This is a genomic window from Nocardia yamanashiensis, from assembly GCF_021183565.1.
GTDB lineage: Bacteria > Actinomycetota > Actinomycetes > Mycobacteriales > Mycobacteriaceae > Nocardia > Nocardia yamanashiensis.
Map to the genome: position 1 here is coordinate 259270 of NZ_CP089226.1, position 26954 is coordinate 286223.

Here is a 26954-nt window from a genome sequence, read left to right on the forward strand (position 1 = left end):
ATGCGCATGTCAACTTGGATCAGGCAACACGTGGCCGCCCTGCGCGCGCTGCTGGTGCTCACGGTGATCACCGGAATCGTCTATCCGCTGGCGGTTTTCGCGGTGGCGCAGCTGCCGGGACTGAAGGACAAGGCGGACGGTTCGCTCATCGAGCGGGACGGCAAGGTCGTCGGGTCCAGCCTGATCGGGCAGTCGTTCACCGACGCCGACGGCCAGGCACTGACGCGGTACTTCCAGAGCCGGCCGTCGGCGGCGGGCAGCAGCGGCTACGACCCGACGGCTTCCGGCGCGAGCAATCTCGGCCCGGAGTCCTTGGTGGACAGCGCACCCGGCAAGACCGCGCTGCTGACCACCGTGTGCGCCCGCAGCAAGGCCATCGGCGAACTCGAGGGCGTGGACGGCAGCCGGCCGTTCTGCACCCCCGGCGGAGTGGGCGCGGTGCTGTCGGTCATCGGGCCGCGCGAGGCCAATGGCGAGGTCGAGCATCCGACCAAGGTGGTGAGCGTCAACGAGTTCTGCTCGGTGACCACGACTCCGTTCATTCCCGAGTACAAGGGCGTGAAGGTGGAGTGCGCGGCGGAGGGTGAGGACTACTCGCTGGGCCGTATCGTGCCGATCCGCGGTGACGCGCCGGCCGTCTCGGCCGTGCCCGCCGACGCGGTGACCGCCAGCGGCAGCGGCCTGGATCCCAACATCTCCCCGGAGTACGCGGACATCCAGATCGCCCGCGTCGCCAAGGCGCGCCATATCTCCGTCGACCAGGTGCGCGCGCTGGTCGACGCGCATAGCTACGGCCGCGATCTCGGCTTCTTCGGACAGCCCCGGGTCAATGTGGTGGAACTGAACCTCGATTTGGACGGCAAGTTCCCGGTCCAGGGCTGAGCTACCTGCCGGGCGTACACGAGGTCGGGTCGGACAGCTCGCCGCACGGGGTGTTCCCGTACGAGCGCAGCACGTCCTTCCCGGCCTTGTCCGTGAGGTAGCGCAGGAAGGCCGCCGCCAGCGAATCGGCGGGGAGTTCGCCGTAGCTGTAGGCGTATTCGACGCTCCAGAACGGGTAGGCGCGGGCCAGCACTTCTTCCCGGGTCGCGCCATGCCCACCGAGGGTGATCGTCTTGACGCCGGAAGCCTTTGCCGCATCCGAATATTCGCTGTACCCGATGGCTCCCGGCAGCTCCGCGACCGCCTTGAGCATGTCCTTCGTGACGGCCGCCTCGCAGAAGGCCGGGCCGGGCGGATTCTGCTGCGCGATATGGCGGCACAGGTCGGTGGGCAGCGCAGGGGGCTGCTCATCGCCGAAGATGCGCGCGCGGAAGGCATCCCGGCTGCCGGAGCCGAGCGATCGATGCACCACGCGCACCGCCTGATCCGGTCCGCCGAGCTGGGACCAGTTCGCCACCCGGCCCGCGTACAGGTCACGCAGCTGCTGGACGCTCAGGTCGGGCAGGGTGATGCCGGGGTGCACGATCATGGTGAAGGCGGACAGGGCCAGGGTGCGGGGTTTCAGGTTCGGGAAGCCCGACCCTTTGGAGCCGTCGGTGACGGCCAGCAGACCCGGATCGCCCTTGCCGTCGGCGTCCACCCGGGCGAGACCGCGTTCGCTGCCGTCGAATTCGAAGGTGAAGTTCGCCTGCTCGCAGTGCTTGCGATAGGAGTTCGCGGCCTCGCGGACGGCGGGCTCGAAGGCGGTGGAGCCGACCAGGGTGAGAGTGCCTGCCACGCAATCGGTCTCGGCCCGGGTGGTATCGGTGTTCAGGGCCATGACGAACTGCACCGTCACCACCGCGGCGAGGAAGCAGATCAGCGCCAGCACCCGGCGCGAAAGCCCGGTATTGCTGGTGGTTTCGGCGACCCGCCCGCCCTTGATCTTGACCCGGACCGCCGGTGCGGGCGCGTCCCCGGTACCGCCGGTGCGCTGCAGAATGGCCAGGATCTTGTAGTGGTCCTTGCGATTCAACGGCACCTTGGGCAGATCGATGATGCCGACCCGGTGCGGCCCGTCCTCCCGCGCCCCGATGCCGCTGCCCGGCCGCAGGCTGTCGCCGAGCGCGTCGTCGCTGAGCTCGTTGACCGCCATGCCGATGACCCGCCGGTCCGGGAAATGAATGTGCAGCCCGACCGGATCATGGTCGGGCGCGGCGTAATCCGAGGCGTCGATATTCGACCGGCCGCTGTTCTCGATGCGCACCAGCACCACCGACAGGTCGTGCAGATCCGGTGCGGCCGCCCCGCCGTCGGGCCGCAATTGCGGCAGTACGCCCGGGAACACCGATTCGATCTCACCGGTCACGGGCGTGTCCATCTGCACCCGATAGCCGAGCCGCTTGCGCCCCACCAGCAGGAATTCCCAGAAGAACGCCATCAGCGACACCGCGATAGCCGTGATCCCCAGCACGTTATCGAGTGGAAAGTCTTCCACCGAACCCCCGAATTCTATTGTGTCGGTTCCCTATCGGATGCCTACCACCAGCCCAGGATCGGCTGTAGCCGCCGTCCCAGTTCCGGGGCGAGCGACCGCGAATAGCTCGCGGTCAGGTGGTGTTCATCGTGATACACGAGAATATTGCCCTCGACCACCGCGCAGACGTCCGGCTCGCAAACGGCATCGTTCAAATCGATGACGTGCACGTGCGGGAACGAAGACGCCGGGGCCAGTGCGGGATTCACCGCGGACAGCGCTTCGGGGCGCTTCAGGCCGCAGCTGACGCGATCGCCGCCCGAAGCCAGGCAGTCGATGGCGCGGTAGCGAATGCCGTTGCGGCGCAACCACGGCGTGTCCCGGATGGCGATCACGTTCAGGCCCTCGCTCGAAAGCTCCTGCCAGACATCGAGATAGTCCTGCGGGGTCTCGTCGCCGCCGCTGTCGGCGGGACGGGTGCCGGTGGTGAAGACCCAGTCGGGGCGCTCGGTGCCGAGCCGGTCGATGACCTCGCGCGACCAGTCCTTGCAGTCCGGATTCTGCTGTCCCTTGTACATGGGGTCCTCGGCCACGGTCAGCGGGCAGCCCATCTTGAGATAGACGACGATCTTGAACCGGTACTGCTCGCCGAGGATCTGCAGCGCCGGAATCCAGTGCTCGGCATGGGAATTGCCGACCACCGCCAGGGTGCGGTGCGCGTTCTTGTCACCGTATTCGCAGGTGATCACCGAGCGGGTGTCGAAATCGGCGATACAGCCGTCCCGGGTCGGGTAGGCGATATCGGCGGGCGCCTCCTCGATGGTGGGGCGCATGACCGCGCGCGGCACCAGCGCGCCCTCGGTGAGCGCCTCCGCACCAGGGTATTTGGCCGGATCCAGTTCGCCGACGGCATGCGCCTTGGCGCTGTTGCTCCACTGCCAGGCGATGGCCGAACCGAGCACCAGCACGCCCACCGTCGATACCGCCACACCGGTCAGCAGCCGGGCGCGGGCGGGCGCGGCAGGCCGCGAGCGCAGCCGCAGCGGCTCTTCCACGAAGCGATAGGTGAGGTAGGCCAGCGCCAGCGACACCACGATGATGAGCAGCCCGCCCAGCGCCCCGGCCTCGCGTTCGTGCCGTTCGCCCAGATAGAAGATGAGAATCGGCCAGTGCCACAGGTAGAGCGCGTAGGCGAAGCCGCCCAGCGACACCACCGGGGCGGCGGCCAGCAGCCGGTTCACGGCGGGCTGGGCGGTGGTGGTCAGGCCGGCGCCGGACGCGATCAGCGCCGCGGTCGCGCCGACCGGGAGGAGCGCGGCCGGGCCGGGGAAGACCATCGCGCCGTGCACCAGCCAGCCGCAGGCCACGATGGCGGCGATGCCGATCGAGGCCAGCGCTTCGCGGGCGAGCTTCGGCAGCCGCAGATGCGGGACCGCCAGCGCCAGCAGCGCACCGGTGAGCGGCTCCCAGGCGCGGGCGAAGGTGTCGTAGTAGTTCCAGCCCTGCTGGGTCGAAACTCCTTCGGCCGCATACCAGAACGAGGTGAGCGCGAGCACGCCGAACAGCACGGTCAGGCACCAGCGGATCATGCCGAGGGTGCCGGTGTGCCGCCAGACCCGGTACACCGGGGCGATGCGCCAGGCGCCGGCGCGTCCGGCGCGGCGGCCCAGCCAGGTGACGCCCGCGATGATCAGCAGCAGGGCCAGGTACATCTGGCCCTGCACCGACATCGACCAGAGGTGTTGCAGCGGGCTGACGGACGGGTCGGCGGCCAGGTAGTCCGACCAGGACAGGGCCAGATACCAGTTCTGGTAGTAGAACAGCGAGGCCACGGTCTGGCCGGCGATATCGGACCAGCGGGTGTGGGGGAGCAGTACGACGGTGGCGACGACCACGGCGGCCAGCACCACCACCATCGCGGGCAGCAGGCGGCGCAGGGTGCGGCGCACGGTCGCCGACACACCGACCGGGCCGTGCTCGGCGCGGCGCAGCAACATTCCGGTGAAGAAGAAACCGGACAGCACCAGGAACACGTCGACGCCGCCGGAGACCCGGCCGAACCAGATGTGGAACGCCACCACCAGCGCGATGGCGACCCCGCGCAAACCGTCCAGATCCAGCCGATAGGTGGCCGAGCGGCCCGATTCGGACGCCGGGGCGTCGGCGGGGACGCGCTCCGGAGTCGGCGGCGAGGGCTGCGCGGTGCTGGATATGAACATGGCGGCGACCATTCTCGTATCGGTTGCTCGAAATTACCCAATCCGCGCGGAGATCTTGACCGTAATGTGGCCTATGTCGCGGTCAGCGCGGGTTTTCGGACTGGTCAGGCCAGTACGAAATAGCGTAGCCAGAGGTATGGCGCGGCCACCGCGACGGTCACCGCGGTCACGATCGCGCCCTTGCGGGTGAACTCCCAGAACGAGATGGGATGGTCCGACCGCCGGGCGATCCCCAGCATCACCACATTCGCGCTGGCGCCGACGGCGGTCAGATTGCCGCCGAAGTCCGCGCCGATCGCCAGCGCCCACCACAGCGCGTCGCCCTGCGCCGGATCGTCGATGGTGGTGACCAGATCGGCAACCAGCGGGCTCATGGTCGCCACGTACGGAATATTGTCGATCACCCCGGACAGGACGGCCGACACCACCAGGATCAGCATGGTGGCGATCAGGGCGTCGCCGCCGGTGAGTTCGGTGGCCGCGCGCGCGAGCCGTTCGATCACACCGGTTTTCACCAGCGCGCCGATCATGACGAACAGGCCCGCGAAGAACAGCAGCGTCTCCCATTCCACCGACGACAGGTAATCCCGTTGCGGCAGACCGGAGATCAGCACCAGTACGCCCGCGCCCAGCAGGGCCACCACCGCCGGTTCCAACCCGAACACGCCGTGGCCGAAGAATCCGGCGAAGACGGCGGCCAGCACCACCCCGCATTTGATGAGCAGACGCGGATCGCGGATGGCCTCGCGCTCGTCGAGCAGCATGATGTCGGCCGCGCGCGCCGGGTCCACGTCGAACGCGCCCCGGAACAGGCGCGGCAGCAGCAGCGTGAACACCAGCAGCGCGATCAGCACGATCGGCGACATGTTCAGCACGAAATCGTTGAACGACAGGCCGGCCCGGCTGCCGATGATGATGTTGGGCGGATCGCCGATCAGGGTGGACGCGCCGCCGATATTGGAGGCCAGCACCTCGGCGATGAGGAACGGCGCGGGCGGCACCTCCAGCCGTTCGCACACCAGCATGGTGACCGGCGCGATGAGCAGCACGGTGGTGACATTGTCGAGGAAGCCCGACGCGGTGGCGGTGATCAGCACCAGCAGGATCATCACGCGCAGCGCGGAACCCTTGGCGCGCTTGGCCGCCCAGATAGCCACGTATTCGAAGACGCCGGTCTGGCGCAGCACGCCGACGATGATCATCATGCCGAGCAGCAGGAAGATGACGTCCCAGTCGACGCCGGTGTCCTGCGAATAGAAGGCGTCGTCGGCGCTCTCGATGCCGAGCAGCAGGATGATGCCGGCGCCGCACAGCGCGGCGGTGGTCTTGTGGACGCGTTCGGTGGCGATCAGCACGTAGGACGCGGCGAAGACGAGCACCGCGATCGCGGTGGCGGTCATGCCGGGCGCCCCGGCGGGGTCAGTTGTTCAGCGCCACTTCCAGCAGGCGCGAGGAGGTGATCACGCCGAGCAGCCGTTTGCCGTCCTGCACCGCGACCAGCGGCGACTTGTACTTGGCCATGAGCGCGGCCACCTCGACGATATTGTCGTCGGCCTGCGCGGCCGGGATCTCGCTCAGCCGCTCCGGAATGACATCGCGGACCTTCTTGCCCTGCAAGCGTTTCGCCACCTGGCCGCACATGGTCTCGTTCAGCACCCCGGCCAAGGAGGGATCGTCCTGCACGTACTTCGGCACGATGAACAGCACCACCTGCGAGGCGGGCAGCACGGCCTGCGGGGAACCGTCCGCCGCGGTGACCAGAATGCCCGGTAGCCGATGCTCGGCCAGCAGTCGCGCGGCGTCCATCGCATCGCAATCCATATCGATCACCGGGTATTCCTCGGCCATCTGTGCTGCACGCATACGTGCAGGATACGGCGGCGCGCCGGGGTATCACGCGAAGAGAATACGTCAAGATCGAATAGCGGCGCGGCATCGGAACTCCCAGGTCGGACCCTACGATTCGAGGTTTCGAATCGGCCGACCAGACTTCCCGGCACACCGCAAGACAGAATTGCGTCAAAAATGATAGTCCGGGCCGCGCGGGCGGGTCAGCGGGGCAGTTCGTACACCCGGTAGGGCGCGCCGATCACGGTGTGCGAAACATTGCGCACCGCAACGCCTCCGGGGGTGCGGCCGAACTCGGCGCCATTGTGCGCGTGACCGTGCACGGCCAGTTCCGCCCCGCCCGCGTCGATGGCCGTGGCGAGTTCCTGGCAACCCAGCCCCGCGTAGATCTTGGGCGGTTCGCCCCGCAGCGTGTCCACCACGGGCGCGAAATGCGTTAGCGCGATCCGCATGTCGCAGTCGAGGGTGTCCAGCGCGGCGTGCAGGCGGAGCGCGTCCACGGGGCCGCGGCGGTGACGTTCCCGATGCTCGGGGCTGCCTTCGCCGGGAGTGCCGGGGTAGCAGGGGAATCCGCCGCCGCCGCCCATCACCCCGGCGATGCCCAGGCGGAATCCCTTGTGCTCCAGGGTGGTCGCGTCGCCGTCGAGCATGGTCACGCCGATCTCGCTCAGCAGCACCGCGATTCGGTACCCGAGCCGCCGGTCATGGTCGTGATTGCCCAGCACGCCCACCACCGGCACCGGCAGCCCGCGCACCTCGTCGCACAGCAGTTGCGCCTCCCGGAGTGTGCCGCTGTTGGTGAGATCGCCCGCCAGCAGCAGCACCTCCGCATGCTCGGCCAGCTCCAGGAACGCGTCCCGGAACCGTCCGCGCACGGCATCCCGCATGTGCAGATCCCCGACCGCCGCCACCCGCATACCCGTCAGCCAGCCACAGCGCGGCCGGGCTGTCAACGCCATTGCCGGGGCGGCGGCGCGGAAATCAGTGCGGCAGCGGTTCCATCCGCAGCGGCACACCCAGCCGGTTCCACATATTGATCTGCGCGGTGATCGCCACCAGCCCGCCCCGCTGCCCCTCGTCGAAATGCTTCTCCACCGCGGCCCACGCCTCGTCGCTCACCCCGTGCGCCCCCAACTCCGTGGCCTGCTCGGCATATTCGAGCGCCGCCCGCTCCGCCTCGCTGAACAGCGCCGACTCCCGCCAGGCATTGAGGTGGTAGATCCGCTGCTCGGTCTCGCCTTCCTTCCGCGCCTCGGTCGTATGCATATCGATGCAGAACAAGCACCCGTTGACCTGCGAAACCCGGATCTTCACCAGCTCCCGCACCGTGGCATCCAGCGGCCCCCGCCGAATAGCCACCTCCGCGGCCAGCCAACCCTTGTACACCTCGGGCGCGACCTCGGCCAGATTCATGCGTGCCATGAGCTTCGTCCTTCCGCTCTCGTTGTGCTGATACCCCTTGGACGAGACAGCCCATCCTCCCGTAACGGCCCCGGCGCTGTGCGCTCGGTCACAGCCCCGGCGTCGCGGCGTTTCATGTCGTCCTACGATCGAAAGATGTCCACCGCCCAATTGGGTGCCCGGCTGCTCCGCACCCGCTGGTTCGTGCGCGCCCCCATCGGACTCTTCCGCGCTCGCCTCGGGTTCCTCTTCGCCGGCCGTCTGCTCCTACTGGAACACCTGGGCCGCAAATCCGGGCGGCCGCGCTACGTGGTCCTCGAAACCGTCGCTCGCCCGGCCCCCGAAACCGTCATCATCGCTTCCGGTTTCGGCCCGGCCGCCCAGTGGTACCGCAACCTGCGCGCCCATCCGGCCTGCCGCGTGAGCATCGGCTTCCGCAATCATGTCCCCGCCACCGCGCGGACCCTCACGGCCGAGGAATCGAAATCCGTGCTGGCCGAATACCGCCGTGCCCACCCCGCCGCCTATCGCGAACTCAGTGGTGTGATCGAACAGGCGACCGGCGTCGGCATCGACGAAGTGCCTTTGATCGAACTCACCCTCGCCCGCTGACGTGTCTTGGCCGGGTCTGTCTGAGCTCGCCCGCGTGCGCGTGCGCCGGGTGATTGCCGCAATTGTGCGAAAGCGGGCGTAGGGGACGATAATCCGGGCGTGGGAGCTGTGGTTTTGATTGCGCTGGGTGTGCTGTTCTTCGTGATGGGGCCGGCGTTGGTGCTGGTTCTGGTGTTGGCGGTGCGGCAGGCGGCGCGGGCGAGTGAGGTCGGGCGGGTAGTTGCACGGGGGAGTGCTGGGCGGGTGCCGGTGGCCAGTGGGGGACGGCATCATCGGCGGTGACGCGAACGGCCGTGTGCCGCTGGATCGGTGAGATCCCGCGGCACACGGCCGGTTTACCGCCCCTGGTCCGATACGGGGGCTACGGGCGGGTGAGGGCCGCGTAGCGGGTGAGGTGCTGGTCGGTGGTGCCGAACTCGTATTGGACGGCGGTCAGGCGTTTGAAGAAGTGGCCGATGGCGAGTTCTTCGGTCATGCCCATGGCGCCGTGCAGCTGGACCGATTCCTGGCCGATCTTGCGCGCCGCGCGGCCGATGGTGGCCTTGGCGGCGGAAGCGGCGCGGGCGCGGTCGGCGGGGGCGGCATCCAGTTTGAGGGTGATCAGATAGGTTGCGGCGACGGCCTGTTCGAGTTCCAGGAGCATGTCGACCATGCGGTGCTGCAGGGCCTGGAAGCTGGCGATGGGGACGCCGAACTGCTGGCGCTGCTTGGTGTATTCGACGGTGTCGGCCAGGACCTTGCGCATGCCGCCGACGGCTTCGGCGCACACCGCGGCGATGGCCTCGTCCAGGGTGGCGGCGATGGCCTCGTCGGCCTGTTCCAGCAGCAGCGCGTCGGCGGGGACGCGGACCCCGGCGAAGGTGAGGTCGGCGGCCGGGCGTTCGTCGATGGTGCGGAACGGGTTCGCGGTCAGGCCGGCCGGCGGGGCGGCGGCATCGAGGTCGACGACGAAAAGGGCGGTGCCGCCGGAGTTCTCGATACGGGCGGTGACCAGCAGCTGGGTGGCGATCGGGGCCGAGGTGACCACCGTCTTGACGCCGTCCAGGATCCAGTCGTCGCCGTCGCGGCGGGCGGTGGTCTCGACATTGCGGAAGTCGTAGCCGGACTGGGCTTCCAGGGCGGCGAAGGCGGTGACGACCTCACCGGCGGCGATACCGGACAGCAGGTCCTCGGCGCGTTTGCCGCTCGCGCGGCGCAGCAGTCCGCCACCGACCACGACGGTGTCCACGTACGGTTCGACCACGAGCGCGCCGCCCAGCGCCTCGGCGATGATCATCGTCTCGACCGGTCCGCCCCCGATGCCGCCCGCCGATTCCGGCAGGGCCGCACCGAGAATGCCGACCTCGTCGGCCAGGGCGCGCCAGAATTCCGGCTGCCAGCCCGCGCCCACCCGGGCCGCGCGGCGGCTGGCTTCCAGGTCGTAGCGGGCGGCCAGGAACTCGGTGACGGTATCGCGGAGGAGTTCTTGTTCGGCGGTGAAAGTGAAGTCCATGGCTACAGTCCCAGGGTGGCTTTGGCGATGATGTTGCGCTGAATTTCATTGCTGCCGGCGTAGATCGAACCGGCGCGGTCGTTGAAGTACCGCAGCGGCGCGACCGCCTGCCATTCCGCGCCGGAGACGAAACCGTCTGCGGGGACCGTGAAGTCGGCGATCGGGCCGCCGGGCATGGTGGCGTGCGGCTGGTAGGCGCGGCCGCGCGGACCGGCGGCTTCCAGGGCCAGTTCGGTGAGCGCCTGGCTCAGTTCGGTACCCAGGATCTTGATGGTGGAGGCCGCGGGGCCCGGGTCCTTGCCGCTGGAAACCAGTGCGAGGGTGCGGTATTCGAGAATTTCCAGCACATCCGCGCGCACCCGGGCATCGGCCAGTTTGGCGGCGAAGGCCGGATCGTCGATCAGCGCGCCGCTGTTCGGCCCCGGCTGGGTCCGCGCGACCTGCGCCAGCTCCTCGGCCATCACCTGCAGCGCCGGGGCCGCCGCGCCGCCGCCGCGCTCGAAGTTGAGCAGGTACTTGGCGACCGTCCAGCCGTCGTCGATCTGCCCCAGCACATTGGCCTTGGGCACCCGTACCTGGTCGAAGAACACCTGGTTCTGCACCTGCTCGCCGGAGGTCATGACCAGCGGCCGGATCTCGATGCCCGGGGTGCGCATATCGATGAGCAGGAAGGTGATGCCCTGCTGCTTCTTGGCCTGCTTGGAGGTGCGCACCAGCGCGAAGATCCAATTGGCTTCGGCGGCATGGGTGGTCCAGATCTTGGAGCCGGTGACGATGAGATCCTCACCGTCGGAGACCGCGGCCATGGCCAGCGACGCCAGATCCGAGCCCGCCTCGGGCTCCGAATAGCCCTGGCAGAAGAACACTTCGCCGGTCAGGATGCCCGGCAGGAAGAAGTTCTTCTGCTCTTCCGTGCCGAACGCCATGATGGCGTGCGAGACCATCCGGATGCCCATGGGCGACAGATTCGGCGCGCCGGCCAGGGTGCACTCGCGGCTGAAGATGTAGTGCTGGGTCAGGCTCCACTTGCACCCGCCGTACTTCACCGGCCAGGCCGGTGCGGCCCAGCCGCGCTCGTGCAGGATGTGCTGCCATTCCATGCTGGCTTCGTGGTCCGGGTAGACGCTCGTCGCCAGCTGCCCGGCCCGGCGTAGACCCGGGGTTAACTTTTCGTCGAGAAAAGCGCGTACCTCATCCCGAAACGCCAGATCGTCGGGCGACCAGTCCAGATCCACGAAGACTCCTTGTACGAGAACCGACCCTAACCATCTCACCGTATCGCCCCTGCTGGCAAATGTGCTGGCACCCGCCTTCACTTGCTCGACCCGGTCCCGCCCTTGACATTCCACAGTGGAAGTAAGACACTGAATTCACACGTTCCACAATGGAATATCTCCGAGGAGGAGATCGACATGGACATCGCCACCGGCACCCGCGCCTCCGACGCCGAACGCGCCCAGGTCGCCGACCTGCTCGGCCGCCACCTGACCGACGGCCGCCTGGACCTCACCGAATACAACGAACGGGTCGCCCAGGTCTACAACACCCCCACCCGCGAAGACCTGACCCTGGTCCTGAAAGACCTGCCCAAACTCTCGAAATCCCCCGCCACCCAAGGCAAACCGCCCCGATTCCCCATCTGGCAGCAAATCGAAGGCTCCGCCTGGTTCGGCGTCGGCCTCCTCACCCTCTTCATCTGGGCCGCCATCTCCATCGCCGCAGGCGAATTCACCTACCCCTGGCCCCTCTGGGTAATCGGACCCTGGGGTGCCGTCCTGGTCTTCCGCGTCGTCATGGGCTGGGAATCAAGCGCCTGCAAGCGATACCGCACCCGCTGACCTGCCGCGCGCGCTCGAATTCCGTTATCGGGAATTAATTTTCGTGTGATATGGTGAAGGCAAGCGCGAATTCTTTTGTCTAACATCGATTTTCCTGACCGTTTTTCGGAGGAGAATTCGATGGATCAGCAGCCCAGCCGGACCGCGATGATGGCGGCCGCCGGACGCGCCGCGCACCTGATCGTGGACCGTGAGCCATACCTGTTCGAGGACACCGTGGCGGCGCGGCTGCTGGGGGACCGGGCCGAGGAACTCATCGGATATCACCGGCAATACGGCGAACACCTCATCCTGCGCGGCACCCGTGCGCAGGTCAATGCGCGCAGCCGCTATACCGAAGGCCGCTTGCGGGAAGGCTTTTCGCAATACGTGATCCTCGGCGCGGGCCTGGACACCTTCGGCTACCGGTCATCCGGACTCGGCCGGCCGGTCGTGTACGAGGTCGACCATCCCGCGACCCAGGAATGGAAACGGGAATTGCTGGCATCCGCGGGAATTCCCACGGACCACGTCGAATTCGTGGGCGTGGATTTCGAAACCGGCGACCTCGCACAGGAATTGGTGGCGCACGGCCTCGATCCCGAGCAACCGGCTCTGATCAGCTGGCTCGGCGTGAGCATGTACCTGACCGAAGCCGCCGTCGGCCGCACCCTGGCCGGCCTCTTCCATCTCCCCGCCGGCAGCGAACTCGTCATGGAATACGCCCTGCCGCCCGCCCTGCGTGACGCATCCGGGACCGCCTACGCCGACGTCGCACTGGCCGCCACCGCCGAACAGGGCGAACCATGGCTGAGCTTCTTCACCCCCGACACCCTCACCGCGCTGCTGCACCGGCACGGATTCGACGTGGTCGAACACGTCTCCCAGCGCGATGCCGTCGACCCGGCGCTCTGGCGGCGCACCGACGGACTGGCGCCCGTCGACCTGTGCCGGCTGATCCGGGCCGTCGCCGTGCGGTGAGCGGCGAATCGCCGTGGAGTGCTGGCCTTTTCCCGATGTGATTGAACTTGCGTCCAGGGCTGCCGAGACTGAATTCTCGACGTTTGCTGGAGGCGGTGGCGATGGGCTGGCGGGGAGTGCTCGGACTGGTCGGTGCGGCGGTGCTGGGTGTGGGGACCACGGTCGGTGCGTCGGATGCGGGGGCGTACGAGGCGCATAGCGAGGAGTTCGCCAATCCGGTGCTGGCGGCGGGGGCTGATCCGAGCATCGCCTATTACCAGGGGCGGTTTCATCTGGTGCAGGGGGATTTCTACAACGACGACAATATTGTGGTCCGGAGTTCGGCGACCTTGGGCGGGCTGGGGGAGAGCGAACCGAAGGTGGTGTGGGAGCACGCCGCCTGCCCGGCTCCGGCCTGCACCAAGATCTGGGCTCCGGAATTGCAGCGCATCGGGGAACGGTGGTGGATCTACTTCGCGGGGCAGGAGGACGATCGCAACGAGAGCCATCGGATGTACGCGTTGCGGTCCACCGGGGACGATCCCGCGGGGCCGTACGAATATCTCGGGCGGATGGAATTGCCGGGCGGGTGGGCCATCGACGGGGTGCATATGCAATACGCGGGGGAGGAGTACTACCTCTGGTCCTGCTTGAAAGATCCGAACGACACACGGGTGCAGGACATTTGCGTGGTGAAGATGTCGGATCCGATGACGCCGGTGGGCGAGGCGGTGCATATCGCGACACCGACCGCGGCTTGGGAGACGGTGCCCAATGACGCCGATCTGCTGATCAATGAAGGACCCGAACCGCTGATCGCGCCGGACGGGCGCCTGTTCGTCAGCTTCTCGGCCAATGCGAGCTTCGACGACACCTATCGGCTGGGCATGCTGGAACTGGCGCGAGGCGGGGATCCGCTGGATCCGGGGGCGTGGACCAAATCGGGCGGGCCGGTACTGCCGGGCGGGCCGGGCGCGATCGCACCGGGACACAACGGGTTCCTGACAGTGGACGGTCAGCCCTGGATCACCTATCACGCCCGGCTCGAACCGAATACCGGGTGGGCGGGCCGCAGCGTACGGGCGCAACCCATGTATTTCGGCGCCGACGGACGCCCGCAGCTGGGCCTGGCGTTCGGTCCGGACGCCCCGATCGTCATCGGCGACGCCAACGGCGGGGGACGCGAACCCCGGCATACCTTCGGCAATCCGGGCTGACCGGGTAACCTGGCCGACTGTGCACCTGAAGAGTCTGACGCTGAAGGGGTTCAAGTCCTTCGCGTCCGCGACGACCCTGCGGCTCGAGCCGGGCATCACCTGTGTGGTCGGTCCCAATGGGTCGGGCAAGTCGAACGTCGTCGACGCGCTCACCTGGGTGATGGGCGAGCAGGGCGCGAAAGCGTTGCGGGGCGGCAAGATGGAGGACGTCATCTTCGCCGGCACCGCCGGTCGTGCCGCGCTGGGCCGCGCCGAGGTGACGCTGACCATCGACAACTCCGACGGGGCGCTGCCCATCGACTACGCCGAGGTGTCCATCACCCGGCGCATGTTCCGCGACGGCGCGGGCGAATACGAGATCAACGGCAACTCCTGCCGCCTGATGGACGTGCAGGAGCTGCTGAGCGACTCCGGCATCGGCCGTGAGATGCACGTCATCGTCGGCCAGGGCCGGCTCTCGGCCATTCTCGAATCGCGGCCCGAGGACCGGCGCGCGTTCATCGAAGAGGCTGCGGGCGTGCTCAAACATCGGCGGCGCAAGGAGAAGGCCGTCCGCAAGCTGGACGCCATGCAGTCCAATCTGGCCCGCCTCACCGACCTCACCACCGAATTGCGCAGGCAGCTCAAACCGCTCGGCCGCCAAGCCGAAGTGGCGCGGCGCGCGGCCACCGTGCAATCGGAATTGCGGGACGCGCGGCTGCGGCTGGCCGCCGACGATCTGGTGTCGCGGCGCAACGATCTGCAGAGCCAGCAGAGCAAAGAGGCGTACGCGCGCGAACAGCAGGTCAATGTGCAGGCCGAACTCGACGCCGCGAATGCCGCGCTGGCCCAGCAGGAATTCGAACTGGCGCGGTTGACGCCCAGCGCGGAAGCGGCGGCCCAGACCTGGTTCCAGCTGTCCGCGCTCACCGAACGCGTCAATGCCACCATCCGGATCGCGCGCGACCGCGCCCGGAACTTGACCATCGAGCAGCCCGCGGGCATGGGCCGCGATCCGGAACAGCTGGAACGCGAAGCCGACCGGGTCGAGGCCGAGGAGGAAGAACTCCTGGCCGCGGTGGAGATCGCCGCCGAGACCCTGGAATCGGCACGCGAGGCGCTGCACGAACGCGAACAGGCCGCCAAGGCCGCCGAGCAGGCGCATCTGGCCGCCGTGCGCGCCATCGCCGATCGCCGGGAAGGGCTGGCCCGGCTCTCCGGCCAGGTCGACAGCCTGCGCATTCGCGCGCAGTCCGTGGACGGCGAGATCGCCCGCATCACCGCCTCCATCGCCGAATCGCGGGCGCGCGGTGCGGCCGCCGACGAGGAATTCGAGTCCGTCCAGGGCGAATTGGGCGAATTGGACGCGGGCGAGGAAGGGCTCGACCATCAGTACGAGCACGCCGCTCAAGCCCTCGAACTCGCCGACCAGCGCGTCACCGAACTCCGCGAGAAGGACCGCGAGGCCGGCAAGCGCGTCGCCTCGCTGACCGCCCGCATCGAAGCTCTCTCCATGAACCTGGCCCGCAAGGACGGCGCGGCCTGGCTCCTCGAACACCGCACCGACGGCCTGCTCGGCCCGCTCTCCGGATTGATCCGCGTACACGGCGGTTTCGAAGCCGCCGTCGCCGCGGCCCTGGGCCCCCTCGCCGACGCCGTCGCCGCCGACACCGGCCCCTCCGCCCACGCCGCCGTGCGCGCGCTGAAGGAAGCCGACGGCGGCCGCGTCGCGCTGGTCTACGGCGGCGCACGCCACCCGCATGGCGGCGCGGCGGGTTCGTCCGGCTTCGCGGCCGGATCCTCGAATGGCTCGCCGGATTCGCTGGGCGCGAACGGTTTCGACGCGCAGGCCAAGCCGCTCGGAAACCCGGGCGCTGATTCGTCCGGGGCCGCGGGTGGAACGCCGGATTCGGTGAGCGCGAACGGTTTCGGCGGGCAGGCGGATCAGCTTCGCGCGGGCGGGCCGTTGCCGGGCGGCGCGCGGTGGCTGGCGGATGTCGTCGACAGTCCGGAACATCTGCGCGGCGCGATCGCGGCCCTCACCGCGGGCATCGCCGTCGCCGACGACCTAGCCGCGGCCGCCGCGGTCATCGCCGCGCGCCCCGAGCTACGCGTGGTCACCCGCGAAGGCGACGTCACCGGCAGCGGCTGGGTGCTCGGCGGTTCCGATCTCGCGCCCAGCCAGCTCGAGGTGCAGGCCGAGATCGATGCCGCCAAGGACGAATTGACATCCTGGCAGCGCACCGCCGACGAGGTCGAAGCGGCGCTGGCGGGTGCGCTGGCCGAGCAGACCGATCGCAAGGAAGCGGTCGATCACGCGCTGCTGGCGCTGCACGAATCCGATCAGGCGCTGGTCGCCATCTACGACCGGCTGGGCCGGCTCGGGCAGGCGGCGCGCAATGCGCAGCGCGAATGCGATCGGTTGATCGCGCAGCGCGACCAGACCGAGGCGGGCCGCGAGGAGACACTCGGGAAACTCCGCGAGCTCGAGGAGCGGCTGCGGAACGCGGAACTCGAACAGGCCGGCGGGGATTCGGAATCCGCCGGCACCGAAGCCGCCGCCCTCATGCGCGAGGACGCCGCCGCCGCGCTGGCCGAAGCGCGCACCATGGAGGTCGAGGCCCGGCTCGCGGTGCGCACCGCCGAGGAACGCGCGGAATCGGTACGCGGCAAAGCCGATTCGCTGCGCCGCGCCGCCCGCGCCGAACGCGAGACCCGGGCCCGCGCCGAACGCGCCCTGGTCGCCCGCAAGCAGGCTTCCGAAGTCGCCGCGGTGGTCGCGAAATCCGCCGAGAAGGTCGCCGATCAGCTGGAGCAGGTGGTCGCCCAGGCCGCCGCCCGGCGCGACGAATTGGTGCGCCGCCGTACCGAATTCGCGGCCCAGGTGGATCAGACCAAGGAACGCGCCCGGCTGCTCACCGCCCAGCTCACCCAGTTCACCGAGGCCGTGCACCGCGACGAGGTGGCTCGCGCCCAGGCGGCGCTGCGCATCGAGCAGTTGGAGACCACCATCGCCGAAACCTTCGGCGTCGCACTGGAAGACCTCATCGCCGAATACGGCCCCGACGTCCCCATGCCGCCCACCGCGCTGGAGATGATGGAGTACGAGCAGGCCCGCGAACGCGGCGAGGACGTCCGCGAACCGCAGCCCATGCCCTACGACCGCACCACCCAGGAGCGCCGCGCCAAACGCGCCGAGAAGGACCTCACCACGCTCGGCAAGGTGAATCCGCTCGCGCTGGAAGAGTTCGCGGCCCTGGAGGAGCGCTACAACTTCCTGGCCACCCAGCTCGAGGACGTCAAGAAGGCCCGCCAGGACCTGCTGGACGTGGTCGCCGAGGTCGACGCCCGCATCCTGCAGGTGTTCACCGAAGCCTACGAGGACGTGGAACGCGAATTCGTCGGCGTCTTCGGCAAGCTCTTCCCCGGCGGCGAAGGCCGGCTGCTGCTCACCAATCCGGCCGATATGCTCACCACCGGTGTGGAGGTCGAGGCGCGCCCGCCGGGCAAGAAGGTCAAGCGGCTCTCGCTGCTGTCCGGCGGCGAGAAGTCGCTGACCGCGGTCGCCCTGCTGGTCAGCATCTTCCGCGCCCGGCCTTCGCCGTTCTATGTGATGGACGAGGTCGAGGCGGCGCTGGACGACACCAATCTGCGCCGGCTCATCGGCCTGTTCGAGCAGCTGCGCGAGAAGAGCCAGCTGATCGTCATCACCCACCAGAAGCCGACCATGGAGATCGCCGACGCGCTGTACGGCGTGAGCATGCGCGGCGACGGCATCACCCAGGTCATCTCACAACGCCTGCGCGGCGAGAATCTGGTGGGGGCGTCCGCCTAGGGCAAACCGGTTCCCGCTCAACGGGAATAATTTGAAACATGATCACGTAAGAGGTAAGCGGCGGCTAGCGTCCCGGAGTCATGAGACGCTCTATCGCAGGTGTTGCCCTCGGAATCACCGTCGCCCTGGCCGCGCCGGCCACCGCCCTCGCCGACACCGGGTCCTCCTCGCTGTCCGGCGGCACCGGATCCGCTTCCGGCTCGGGCGGTTCCGGCTCCTCGTCGCTGTCCGGCGGCGGCAGCAAGCCGTCCTACAGCCAGTGGATCGCCGACGTCACCACCGTGATCAACGAGGCCAAGACCTACCTGGCCACCCGCCTGCCCGCCAGCGGCAAGCCGGCCATCGTGCTGGATATCGACAACACCTCGCTCGAGACCAGCTACAACCCGGCCCCCATCACGCCCGCCATCGCGCCGGTGCTGGCGCTCACCCAGTGGGCCAAGAGCCAGGGCGCGGCAATCATTTTCGTCACCGGGCGGCCGTCGCTCATGAACGTCTACACCCAGATCAATCTGACCTCGGTCGGGTACAGCGTCGACAAGCTGTACGGCGGCGGGCTCACCACCGGGTCGGCGGGCGCGACCGCGCTGGAGACGTACAAGACCGGTGCGCGCACCGAGATCGAAAGCTTGGGCTACACCATCGTCGCCAATATCGGCAACAGTGCATCGGATCTCGCGGGCGGGCATGCCGAGCGCACCTTCAAGCTGCCGGACTACGACGGCGCACTGAACTGACGCGACCCCATCGTTGTCTCGAAAATCGAGCTTTCGAGACAACGGTTCGCCGTCTCATTCGTTCGGTTCGGTGAGATGGCGATACAGCGTGGCGCGGGAGACGCCCAGTTCGGCGGCGATCTCGGCCATGGTGTACTCGCCCGAATCCCGCATGCGGCGGGCGGATTCGGCCATGGTGGCGGTGACGGCGGCGGGGCGGCCGCGAACGGGCGGGGTGATCTGGGGGTTCGTCGCGGGGGAGCGATGGTGTGACCGCTCCGGTGCGGCGCTGCCCAATATGCGCTGCACACCGTCCAGCACCGCCGCGCGCAGCTGTGCGGGCGGGTGGTCGGCGAAGATGGTGATCGGGTCGCTGAGCGCGGCATAGACCTGGGCGGCGCGGACACGGGCGGTGAAATCGGCTCCGGGACCGGCGATCAGGTCCTGCGCGGCCAGAGCGAAATCGCGTAGTCGCAGATAGGTGGCGCTGTCCTCGGACAGCGCCTGATCGTGCATGTGCATACGAAGCAATTTCCCGTGAGCGAGCCAGACGTCGAGCAGGCCGGTCGCCAGTCCCCAGCGGCGGGAATCCGCATCGGGTAGATCGCGCACTGTCTCGAGCAGCGCTTCCGAATCGGCGAGCAGCGGCTCCACCAGCGCCGCGACGATATCGGTCTTGCTCGGAAAGTGGTATAGCACCGCCGTTTTCGTCAATCCCACCTGCGTCGCGATCTCGCGCACGGAGACGGCGTGGAAGCCGCGCTCGGCGAACAGGGCCAGAGCGGTCGCCAGGATGCGGGCGCGCGAATCGTCGGTCACGTGTCCGATCCTAGCCTCTTGACTGACCGGTGGTCAGTGACCTACGTTTTCACTGCTGACCAATGGTCAGAAATTATGAGACACGGGGAGTGGTCATGAAGAACGAACGGATTCTCGTCGCCGGAGCCGGTATCGCCGGACTGACCCTGGCCTACTGGCTGGCCCGCCACGGATTCCGGCCCACCGTCGTCGAACGCGCGGCGAGCCTGCGCGTCGGCGGGCAAGGCGTGGATATCCGGGACGAAGCCGTCGACATCGTGGAGCGGATGGGGTTGCTGAGCGAGATCCGCACGGCCGCAACCGATGTCACGGGCATGCGATTCGTCGACGCCACGGACGCCGAACTCGCCCGCATCGAGATGCAAGCCGTGCGCGACAAGAACGGCAGCGCCGAAGTCGAGATCATGCGCGGTGATCTGGTGCGGCTTCTTCATGAAGCCGCTTCCGCCGCAGTCGAATTCCGTTTCGGTGACTCGATCACCGCCCTCGGGCAGGATGCCGACGGTGTCACCGTGACGTTCGAGAACAGCCCGCCCGAGCGGTTCGACCTCGTCGTCGGAGCCGAAGGACTGCACTCGTCGGTCCGGCGGCTCGCCTTCGGCCCGGAGAACGAATTCGTCCACTTCCTGGGGCACTACTTCGCCTTCGGCAATGCGGACGCGGCACTCGGACCCGACCGCTGGGTGACCATGCACAATCCCCAGCCGGGCAGTATGGCGGGGATCTACCGCTCCGGCGCGCACCCGCAAGCCAAGGCGTACTTCATGTTCCGCAGTCCCGAGCGCGAGTACGACCACCGTGATCGCGAATCGGCGCGCCAGCTGCTGCAAGAGCATTTCGGAGCGGAAAGCGGTTGGCAGGTACAGGAATTGCTCGCCGGTGCACTCGACGACCGCGAACTGTACTTCGACGCTCTCGCCCAGGTGCGTATGCACGCCTGGTCGAAGAGTCGCATCGCCCTGGTCGGCGACGCCGCCTACTGCGCCTCGCCCGTCTCCGGCGCCGGCGCTGAGCTGGCGATCGTCGGCGCCTACCGCCTGGCTGCCGAATTGGCGGCAGCCGCAGGCGATTTCGCCACTGCCTTCCCCCGCTACGAGCAGTCGCACCGCCCTCTGGTCGCTCGCAAACATCAGATCGGCCCCAATTTGCGCCTCATGGTGCCGAGGACCCGCCTGGGAATGTCGGTGCGCAACATCATCGCCCGCCTCCCGATATTGGAGCGCCTGGCGGCCGGGTGATCAGAGTTTTGCTCCACTTTCGACCCCCTTTCGTCGGAAAACCGATTGAAGGAGCCGAAAGTGGAGCAAAACTCCACTGCTCGCTACGCCTCGAGGATCGCCTTGATTCGCGCGGCCCCCGTCTCCGCCAGCCAATCGTCGAGCGTGCGCAAACTCGGGAGAATTTCGCGCACTTCCGCGATATTCGCGTGCCACCCCTCCCCGGCGCGAGTCAGCCGCCAAATGGTGCCGATCTGCCCACCCAATGCTTCCGCCTCCGCTTCGGTCGCTTCCCGGTAGCGGATGTCGTGGCCGGTGACCGCGCTGATCGCCGCCGCGGCGTCGGCAGGAGTCCGGTCGTCGCCGGCCAATTCCAAAGTGCGGCCGTGGAATCGAGCCGGATCGTCGAACGCCAGCACCGCGATGGCGGCGATATCTTCGATGGCGATCACCTGCAACGGGCGGTCCGCCGGGAAGATGTGGAAGTGCACGCCGCCCGCGCGGATACCGTCCACCGGTGAACCGTCCAGCAGATAGTTCTCCATGAACCGGACCGGTCGCAGAATCGTCCACTGCAATCCGCTGGCCCGGACCGCTTCCTCGATGCGGCGCTTGCCCTGCGAACCCCATTCGCCCTGTTGCTCGAACGAGGCAACGCCGGTGAAGACGATCTGCCGCACACCCGCCGCCCGCGCGACGGCGACCGTGCGTTCGCCGCGCTCGGCTTCGGTATCGGTATTCCAGCCGGCGGCGCGGTATTCGACGGGCGGCACCAGGAACAGCGCGCCCACACCGGTGAGCGCGGCCTCCAGCGACGCCGCGTCGTCGAAGTCCCCGACGGCCAATTCCGCACCGGCCGCGCGGAGCTCCTGCGCGGCAGCGGATTCCGGATCGCGCACCAGCGCCCGCACCGGCCGCCCCACAGCCAGCAACTGCCGGGCAGTCGCGCCACCCTGCTTGCCGGTAGCTCCGGTCACCAGTACCAGATCACTCTGAGCAGACATGCTCGCTCCGTCTCTTCGGTAGTATTCGGGTCGGTCGACCCGTATCCGGACGCTATGCCGCCCACCATCCGGGTCGCCACCACCGGAAACGAACGCCGTAACGAAACGAGCTCGCGCGCAATGCGATCCACCCCACCCACCCCGGGCGATGCCGCGGCCGCGCTGCCCTCGAGCCGCGCACTCGGAACCGGCCGCCCGTCACGTCGTGCACCCGAGCCCGTCACGGACGCCTCGCCCGAGCAGTCCGAGACCGACCTGCCGACGGCGCCGGTGCCGCCTCCCACCACCGGACTACCAGCTGCGATGCCGGCGCCAGCCGCCACCGAACGCCGGGTGTCGACCGCGTCGCGGGCTGCCGTTGAAGGCCGGGCGTCGGCTGGCGTTGAAGGCCGGGCGTCGGCTGGCGTTGAAGGCCGGGCGTCGGCTGGCGTTGAAGGCCGGGCGTCGGCTGGCGTTGAAGGCCGGGCGTCGGCTGGCGTTGAAGGCCGGATGCCGGCTGGCGTTGAAGGCCGAGTGCCGGTTGCCGCTGAACGCCGGGCGTCGGCTGGCGTTGAAGGCCGAGTGCCGGTTGCCGCTGAACGCCGGGCGTCGGTTGCCGCTGAAGGCCGAGTGTCGGCTGCCGCTGAACGCCGGGTGCCAGCTGGCGTTGAACGCCGGGTGTCGGCTGCGTCGCGTGCTGTAAGCAGAATGCCGGAGAACGCATCCGCCGAGGTTCGAAAGTCCAAGGCCACGTACGATTCTGGTGCTGGTGCTGGTGCTGGTGCTGGTGCTGGTGCTGGTGCTGGTGCTGGTGCGGCGGGGCGGGCCGGTTCGGCGGAGCGGGTGGATGCGCGGCGGAATCGGGCGCTGGTGCTGGCGGCGGCGCAGCGGGCGCTGGCGGAGGAGGGGACGGGGGTTTCGCTGGCGGAGATCGCGCGGCGAGCTGGCGTCGGTGCGGGGACGGTGCATCGGCATTTCCCGAGTAAGACGGCGCTTTTGGAAGCGGTGATGCAGCAGCGGCTGGATCGGCTGACCGCGCTGGCGGTCGGGTTCGCGGGTGCGCCGGACGCGGGAGTGGCGTTCTTCGCGTTCTGCACGGAGGTGGTGATGTCGACGCCGCGTAATCAAGGGCTGTGCGACATCCTCGAAAAAGACGGCTGGCCACGGGAATTGATGCGCGAAGCGGGGGAGCGGTTCCACCGGGCCTTGACGGCGTTGCTGGTGGCGGCGCAGGACCAGGGGGCCGTGCGCGCGGATATCGACGTCGCCGATGTGCTGGAGCTGTTCACCGGATGCGTTGTGATTCAACGGCTGCAGCCGAACGCCGCGGGGCTGGCGCGCGGGGCGCAGTTGGTGCTGGACGCACTGCGCGCCGAGCCGGCCGGGACGCGCGTGACGAAAGACGGAAGTTCCGTCGCGACGCGTAACGAAAGTGCGGGCGGTTCCGTTACGTCCAATGCCCATTGCCCGGTGTGCGCGACGCCGCTCCGCCCCGGCGGCACCGGGCGTCCGGCCCGCTATTGTTCGCCCGCCTGCCGTCAGAAAGCCCACCGCCGCCGCCACTCTCCCCTGGCCGTGATCGAAAACTGCTGATAGGGAAATGAATTCGTGACCTGCGATGGGTGACGGAATTCCAGGGGTGCGGCGTTAGGCTCCCACCGTGGTGTGGGTTTCTGCGGTGGCTTTCGGTGTTGCTTGGTGGCTCGGGTTGTATCTGCTGGCGCGAGATACGCGGAAACCGGTGCTGTGCAGGGCCGGAGCCGGTTTGCTCGCTTATGCGGTGGCGGTGATCGCCGATGCGCTGGCCGCGGATGCGGAATGGTTCGACGGATTGCGGATCGTGCTGGTCTGTGTGCCCGCACTGGCCTGGAGCGGCGTGCTCTTGCGATTGCTGCCCGAGCGCTGGTCCGACCGGCTGGATCGACTGTGGCGGCTGGTGCTCGTCCCGGTGTTCGTGGCGCTGGCCATGCCGGCCGCGGCGGGGCTCATGCCGGTCGCGTATCTGCTGGGCACGCTGATGATTCTGGTGCTGCTCGGCTCGCTGCTCGCCATTCTCGGCCAGCATTCAGAATGGGCCGACGACGCCCGGCGCTCGGTAGCCGGACTGCTCACCGTCGGCGCGCTCATGTTCGGGCTGAGCGCGGCGCTCATCCTGGTCGGCTTCAATGTGCTGCCGCGCACCGCCATGCTGTCCGGCGTCGCGGTCGACCTGGTGCTGCTCGGCATCGGCATCGCGGTGCTGGACGCGTTCGACGAAGGCGAAGCGCTGCAAGCCGATATGACGCGCTCGCTGCTGGTGTCGGCGGCCACCGCGGCGGTGTTCGGCGGGCAGGCGGCGGTCGCCATCGTGCTGACGGGGGAGCGGACCGCACTGGTGGCCTTGCTGTTCGGGGCCATCGGGGCGGCGATCGCATTACAAGTGCTGAACGCGCCGCTCCAGGCCGGCGCGGACCGGCTGGCCTTCGCCTCGGCGCCGGAACTGCGCGACGCCCGCACCGAACTGCGGGAGGCGGCGGACGCGCTGCCGCGCAAGGACATCGACAGCGGGCTGGCGGCGCTCGGCGAGGACGAATTCGCCCGGCTCACCCGGCGCGCGCTCAGCCATTACGCGGACTTGGGGAAGCTGGTGTCCAGTCCGCTGGTCGATCTGCCCGCCATCGACAGCCGGTTGCGGAACCGCGCCCCGGTCGGCCCGCTGGACCGCGCCACCGAACTCAAGGCGCTGCTGAGCGAGAGCATCGCCGCCCTGAAACCGCGCACCGGAGCGGATTTCGGCACCAGCGAGGAATGGCGGCACTACAACTCGGTCTACTTCTACTACGTGGCCGGTATCCGCCCCTACAGCGTTCGCACCAAACGCACCGACCTGGATCCGGTGGCGCGCAAGGCGCTGTCCTGGTTCGTCGATCAGGTGCCCGAACGGACCCTGCACAATTGGCAGAACGCGGCAGCGAAGCTCATTGCCGCGCAACTGCGTTCGAGCCTCGACAGCGTGCGTTCCTGACCCGGGAAAACGCTGTGACCAGCGGTTGGCAGTAATCGGCAGGACTTGGCGTGGTGTCGGCAGCGCCGCCCGGGCCACCTTCGGAGCAGCACGAATCACCGAAGGAAGGAACCGATTCCGATGACCGCCACCACCGCTTCCACCGCCCGCACCATCGCCGGTATGACCCCGCTGCGCCTGGCCTACGAGGCCGACGGCATCGCGACCCTGCTGTCCGGCGTGGCCATCACCGCCCTGGCCGCGGTGCTGGACGAACCGCTCGGACTGTCCTTCGAGGTGCTGCTCGCCACCGGCGTGTTCTTCATCGCCTACGCAGTCGGCGTGCTGGTGGTCGCCACCCGCCGGGTGATTCCGCGCCGCCCGGCCGCGATCATCGTGGGGCTCAATATCTTCTGGACCGTCGACAGCCTGGTGACCCTCGCCGCGGGCTGGCTGCACCCGACCGCGCTCGGCACCGCGGGCATCCTGTTCATCGCCGCCTTCACCGCCGCGATGGCCGCCGCGCAGATCTGGACCCTGCGCACCGAGCGCTGATCAGCTCGGCAAACGCCGCCCGGCGAAGCTGCTGGGCGGCGTTTTCGTGTCGAATGGAGTACGAACTACTCGCGCCCGGTGGCGGCCGAGCCTTGTGGCCGCAGGCCGTCCAGTACGAGGCTCACCACCCGATCCACGGCCTGTTCGTAGGTCTCCGCCTTGCGGACGAAGATCTGCAGGGTCATCAGCGCCTCCACATCCGGGACGCCGAAGTCGGTGCGCAGATCGCCGTCGGCTTGCGCCTGCGCGATCATCCGGCCGACCAGTTCCAGCAGCTGCCCGCGCTGCTCGATCACCACGGGATCGGCTTGCACCATCAGATGGGTGGCGGGTTCCAGGGCCGTCGCCTGCGCGCCGAGCCGGAGCCGCGCGCCTTCCCGCAGGATGCGGCCGAGCGCGGCCCACGCGGTGGGTTCGGTTCGCCAGGCGGCGGCGACCAGTTCGGCCACCATCTCCAGATGCGCGAGCGAGGTCGCGATGATCAGCGATTCGCGGTCGGGGAAGCGGCGATACAGCGTGCCGACCCCCACCCCCGCGCGATCGGCGATGTCCTTCATGGGCACCTGGGTGCCGCGTTCGCAGAACACCTCCAGGGCGGCGCGCAGGATCTGATCCCGATTGCCGCGGGCGTCGGCGCGGAGCTGCTCGGCCGTGTTCCTCACCTCCGGAACCTCCGAAAAGAATAAGTGGACGAAATTCTTCCGCTTAGCGTAGCATCGGCCTAAGCGGACGAAATTCGTCCACTTAGACCACGAGGTGATGGACATGAACGCATCGATACTGATTTCGGGAGCCGGTATCGGGGGCTCGACACTGGCGTACTGGCTGGGGCGCAACGGTTTCGACGTGACCGTGGTGGAACGCGCCGCCGGGCAGCGCTCCAGCGGGAACCCGATCGACGTGCGCGGCGCGGCGCTGCCGGTCGTCGAGGTGATGGGCATCATGCCCGAATTGCGCGCGGCGGCAACCCATGTGGACCGGCTGACCTTCGTCGATGCGGCCGGACGGCGCAAAGCCTCGATGCGCACCACGGGCGGGCGCGCCGGGGAGAGCGGCGAAGTCGAGCTGGCGCGCGCCGAACTGGCGGCCATCCTGCTCGAGTCCGCCAAGGGGCGGGCCCGGATGTACTGGGGCGACAGCATTTCCGGCATCGCCCAGGATGAAGCCGGCGTGGACGTCACCTTCGAGCATGCCCCGCCGGAGCGCTTCGACTACGTGATCGGCGCGGACGGCCTGCATTCGGCGGTGCGCCGCCTGGTCTTCGGCGACGAGCGGGACTTCGTGCGGCACATGGGTATGTACGTGGCCACGCTGCCGGTGGACCGGACTTTCGGCGGCGACCGCGAGGTGGTCATGTACAACGAGCCCGGCCGGTCGGTCTCGGTCCATCCGGCGGGCGGAAAACCCCTCGCCGCCTTCATGTTCCGCTCACCCGCCGTACCGGACTACAACTATCGCGACACCGCCCAGCACAAGTCCCTGGTCCTCGACGCTTTCGACGGCCGCACCGGAATATTCGGCGAACTACTGGACCAGGTCCGCGCCGCCGAAGACCTCTACTTCGACGCCGTCAGCCGAGTCTCGTTGCCGCGCTGGACGAAAGGTCGCGTCACCCTGCTCGGCGACGCCGGCTCCAGCCTGTCCCTGTTCGGCGACGGCTCCAGCCTCGCGATAACGGGCGCACACACCCTCGCCGAGGAACTCACGCGCACACCCGGCGACTCGACCGGCGCGCTCAGCCGCTACGAACAGCGGCAACGGGCGCTGGCGAAGCCCGCCCTGCGCGGTTTCCGCACCGCCAGCATGCTCATCGTCCCCGGCTCCCGCCTCGCGATCACCCTGCGCGACACCGCGATCCGCGTCGTATCGCGGTGGTGACAGCGTCTGGTGGGCGGCGGCTCCA

Annotated in this window: 25 protein-coding genes; 14 read left to right on the top strand and 11 right to left on the bottom strand. The window is 68.5% G+C overall.

The window, feature by feature from the left end; translation table 11 throughout:
* Positions 1-882, top strand: a complete 882-nt coding sequence (locus LTV02_RS01245) for a potassium-transporting ATPase subunit C (RefSeq protein ID WP_233037193.1) — start codon at positions 1-3, stop codon at positions 880-882.
* 1 nt (position 883) lies between these two features.
* Here LTV02_RS01245 and LTV02_RS01250 read toward each other — a convergent pair whose 3' ends face one another.
* The 6 genes from LTV02_RS01250 to LTV02_RS01275 form a co-directional block, all read right to left on the bottom strand.
* Complete coding sequence (locus LTV02_RS01250; protein ID WP_233037202.1) at positions 884-2395, bottom strand: substrate-binding domain-containing protein; 1512 nt, start codon at positions 2393-2395, stop codon at positions 884-886.
* A 65-nt stretch (positions 2396-2460) separates the two neighbouring features.
* The gene (locus LTV02_RS01255) at positions 2461-4617 is read right to left on the bottom strand and encodes an acyltransferase family protein (RefSeq protein ID WP_233037204.1); all 2157 of its coding nucleotides are present in this window, start codon (positions 4615-4617) and stop codon (positions 2461-2463) included.
* A gap of 104 nt (positions 4618-4721) precedes the next feature.
* On the bottom strand, positions 4722-6017 hold the full coding sequence (locus LTV02_RS01260) for an ArsB/NhaD family transporter (protein ID WP_233037206.1): 1296 nt from the start codon (positions 6015-6017) through the stop codon (positions 4722-4724).
* 19 nt (positions 6018-6036) lie between these two features.
* Positions 6037-6480 carry a CBS domain-containing protein gene (locus LTV02_RS01265; RefSeq protein WP_233037215.1) on the bottom strand — a complete coding sequence of 148 codons (444 nt, stop codon included), beginning with the start codon at positions 6478-6480 and terminating at the stop codon, positions 6037-6039.
* Positions 6481-6668: 188 nt separating this feature from the next.
* On the bottom strand, positions 6669-7424 hold the full coding sequence (locus tag LTV02_RS01270; protein WP_233037216.1) for a metallophosphoesterase family protein: 756 nt from the start codon (positions 7422-7424) through the stop codon (positions 6669-6671).
* A gap of 22 nt (positions 7425-7446) precedes the next feature.
* Positions 7447-7887: a carboxymuconolactone decarboxylase family protein gene (locus LTV02_RS01275; protein WP_233037217.1), complete on the bottom strand. Its 441-nt coding sequence runs from the start codon at positions 7885-7887 to the stop codon at positions 7447-7449.
* Between the two features lie 135 nt (positions 7888-8022).
* Between LTV02_RS01275 and LTV02_RS01280 the strand changes: the two genes are divergently transcribed.
* Together LTV02_RS01280 and LTV02_RS01285 are read left to right on the top strand one after the other, a co-directional pair.
* Entirely contained in the window at positions 8023-8478 is a 456-nt protein-coding gene (locus LTV02_RS01280) for a nitroreductase family deazaflavin-dependent oxidoreductase (RefSeq protein ID WP_233037218.1), read from the top strand.
* A gap of 99 nt (positions 8479-8577) precedes the next feature.
* Entirely contained in the window at positions 8578-8760 is a 183-nt protein-coding gene (locus tag LTV02_RS01285) for a hypothetical protein (RefSeq protein ID WP_233037219.1), read from the top strand.
* Between the two features lie 79 nt (positions 8761-8839).
* Here the strand turns inward: LTV02_RS01285 and LTV02_RS01290 are convergent, their stop codons facing one another.
* Together LTV02_RS01290 and LTV02_RS01295 are read right to left on the bottom strand one after the other, a co-directional pair.
* Positions 8840-9970 (bottom strand): acyl-CoA dehydrogenase family protein, encoded by a 1131-nt coding sequence (locus LTV02_RS01290; RefSeq protein WP_233037220.1) that lies wholly within the window; start codon positions 9968-9970, stop codon positions 8840-8842.
* A gap of 2 nt (positions 9971-9972) precedes the next feature.
* Complete coding sequence (locus LTV02_RS01295; RefSeq protein ID WP_233037227.1) at positions 9973-11205, bottom strand: acyl-CoA dehydrogenase family protein; 1233 nt, start codon at positions 11203-11205, stop codon at positions 9973-9975.
* A 177-nt stretch (positions 11206-11382) separates the two neighbouring features.
* Here LTV02_RS01295 and LTV02_RS01300 point away from each other — a divergent pair, with 177 nt between their 5' ends.
* From LTV02_RS01300 to LTV02_RS01320, 5 genes are all read left to right on the top strand, one after another.
* Positions 11383-11808: a DUF1707 SHOCT-like domain-containing protein gene (locus LTV02_RS01300; protein WP_233037229.1), complete on the top strand. Its 426-nt coding sequence runs from the start codon at positions 11383-11385 to the stop codon at positions 11806-11808.
* A gap of 120 nt (positions 11809-11928) precedes the next feature.
* Positions 11929-12768 carry a class I SAM-dependent methyltransferase gene (locus LTV02_RS01305; RefSeq protein WP_233037231.1) on the top strand — a complete coding sequence of 280 codons (840 nt, stop codon included), beginning with the start codon at positions 11929-11931 and terminating at the stop codon, positions 12766-12768.
* A 101-nt stretch (positions 12769-12869) separates the two neighbouring features.
* The gene (locus tag LTV02_RS01310) at positions 12870-13964 is read left to right on the top strand and encodes a glycoside hydrolase family 43 protein (protein ID WP_233037233.1); all 1095 of its coding nucleotides are present in this window, start codon (positions 12870-12872) and stop codon (positions 13962-13964) included.
* A 19-nt stretch (positions 13965-13983) separates the two neighbouring features.
* On the top strand, positions 13984-17778 hold the full coding sequence (locus tag LTV02_RS01315; protein ID WP_233037235.1) for an AAA family ATPase: 3795 nt from the start codon (positions 13984-13986) through the stop codon (positions 17776-17778).
* Between the two features lie 80 nt (positions 17779-17858).
* The gene (locus LTV02_RS01320) at positions 17859-18515 is read left to right on the top strand and encodes an HAD family acid phosphatase (RefSeq protein ID WP_233037237.1); all 657 of its coding nucleotides are present in this window, start codon (positions 17859-17861) and stop codon (positions 18513-18515) included.
* A gap of 54 nt (positions 18516-18569) precedes the next feature.
* On the opposite strand, the gene LTV02_RS01325 is transcribed toward LTV02_RS01320, so the two are convergent.
* Positions 18570-19313, bottom strand: coding sequence for a TetR family transcriptional regulator (locus LTV02_RS01325; protein ID WP_233037239.1), 744 nt, complete (start codon positions 19311-19313; stop codon positions 18570-18572).
* A gap of 95 nt (positions 19314-19408) precedes the next feature.
* Here LTV02_RS01325 and LTV02_RS01330 point away from each other — a divergent pair, with 95 nt between their 5' ends.
* Positions 19409-20551: an FAD-dependent monooxygenase gene (locus LTV02_RS01330; protein WP_233037241.1), complete on the top strand. Its 1143-nt coding sequence runs from the start codon at positions 19409-19411 to the stop codon at positions 20549-20551.
* A gap of 83 nt (positions 20552-20634) precedes the next feature.
* Here the strand turns inward: LTV02_RS01330 and LTV02_RS01335 are convergent, their stop codons facing one another.
* Entirely contained in the window at positions 20635-21534 is a 900-nt protein-coding gene (locus LTV02_RS01335; protein ID WP_233037243.1) for an NmrA family NAD(P)-binding protein, read from the bottom strand.
* 358 nt (positions 21535-21892) lie between these two features.
* Here LTV02_RS01335 and LTV02_RS01340 point away from each other — a divergent pair, with 358 nt between their 5' ends.
* The 4 genes from LTV02_RS01340 to LTV02_RS01355 all read left to right on the top strand — a co-directional run bounded on the left by LTV02_RS01340 (position 21893) and on the right by LTV02_RS01355 (position 25051).
* Positions 21893-22216: a hypothetical protein gene (locus tag LTV02_RS01340; protein ID WP_233037245.1), complete on the top strand. Its 324-nt coding sequence runs from the start codon at positions 21893-21895 to the stop codon at positions 22214-22216.
* 5 nt (positions 22217-22221) lie between these two features.
* Positions 22222-23106, top strand: coding sequence for a TetR/AcrR family transcriptional regulator (locus tag LTV02_RS01345; protein WP_233037247.1), 885 nt, complete (start codon positions 22222-22224; stop codon positions 23104-23106).
* A gap of 67 nt (positions 23107-23173) precedes the next feature.
* Positions 23174-24517 (top strand): hypothetical protein, encoded by a 1344-nt coding sequence (locus tag LTV02_RS01350; protein ID WP_233037248.1) that lies wholly within the window; start codon positions 23174-23176, stop codon positions 24515-24517.
* A 120-nt stretch (positions 24518-24637) separates the two neighbouring features.
* Positions 24638-25051, top strand: coding sequence for a hypothetical protein (locus tag LTV02_RS01355; RefSeq protein WP_067711295.1), 414 nt, complete (start codon positions 24638-24640; stop codon positions 25049-25051).
* Between the two features lie 65 nt (positions 25052-25116).
* Here the strand turns inward: LTV02_RS01355 and LTV02_RS01360 are convergent, their stop codons facing one another.
* Positions 25117-25713, bottom strand: coding sequence for a TetR/AcrR family transcriptional regulator (locus LTV02_RS01360; protein WP_233037250.1), 597 nt, complete (start codon positions 25711-25713; stop codon positions 25117-25119).
* A 103-nt stretch (positions 25714-25816) separates the two neighbouring features.
* Between LTV02_RS01360 and LTV02_RS01365 the strand changes: the two genes are divergently transcribed.
* Positions 25817-26929, top strand: coding sequence for an FAD-dependent monooxygenase (locus tag LTV02_RS01365; RefSeq protein WP_233037252.1), 1113 nt, complete (start codon positions 25817-25819; stop codon positions 26927-26929).
* The last annotated feature ends 25 nt before the right edge of the window (positions 26930-26954 follow it).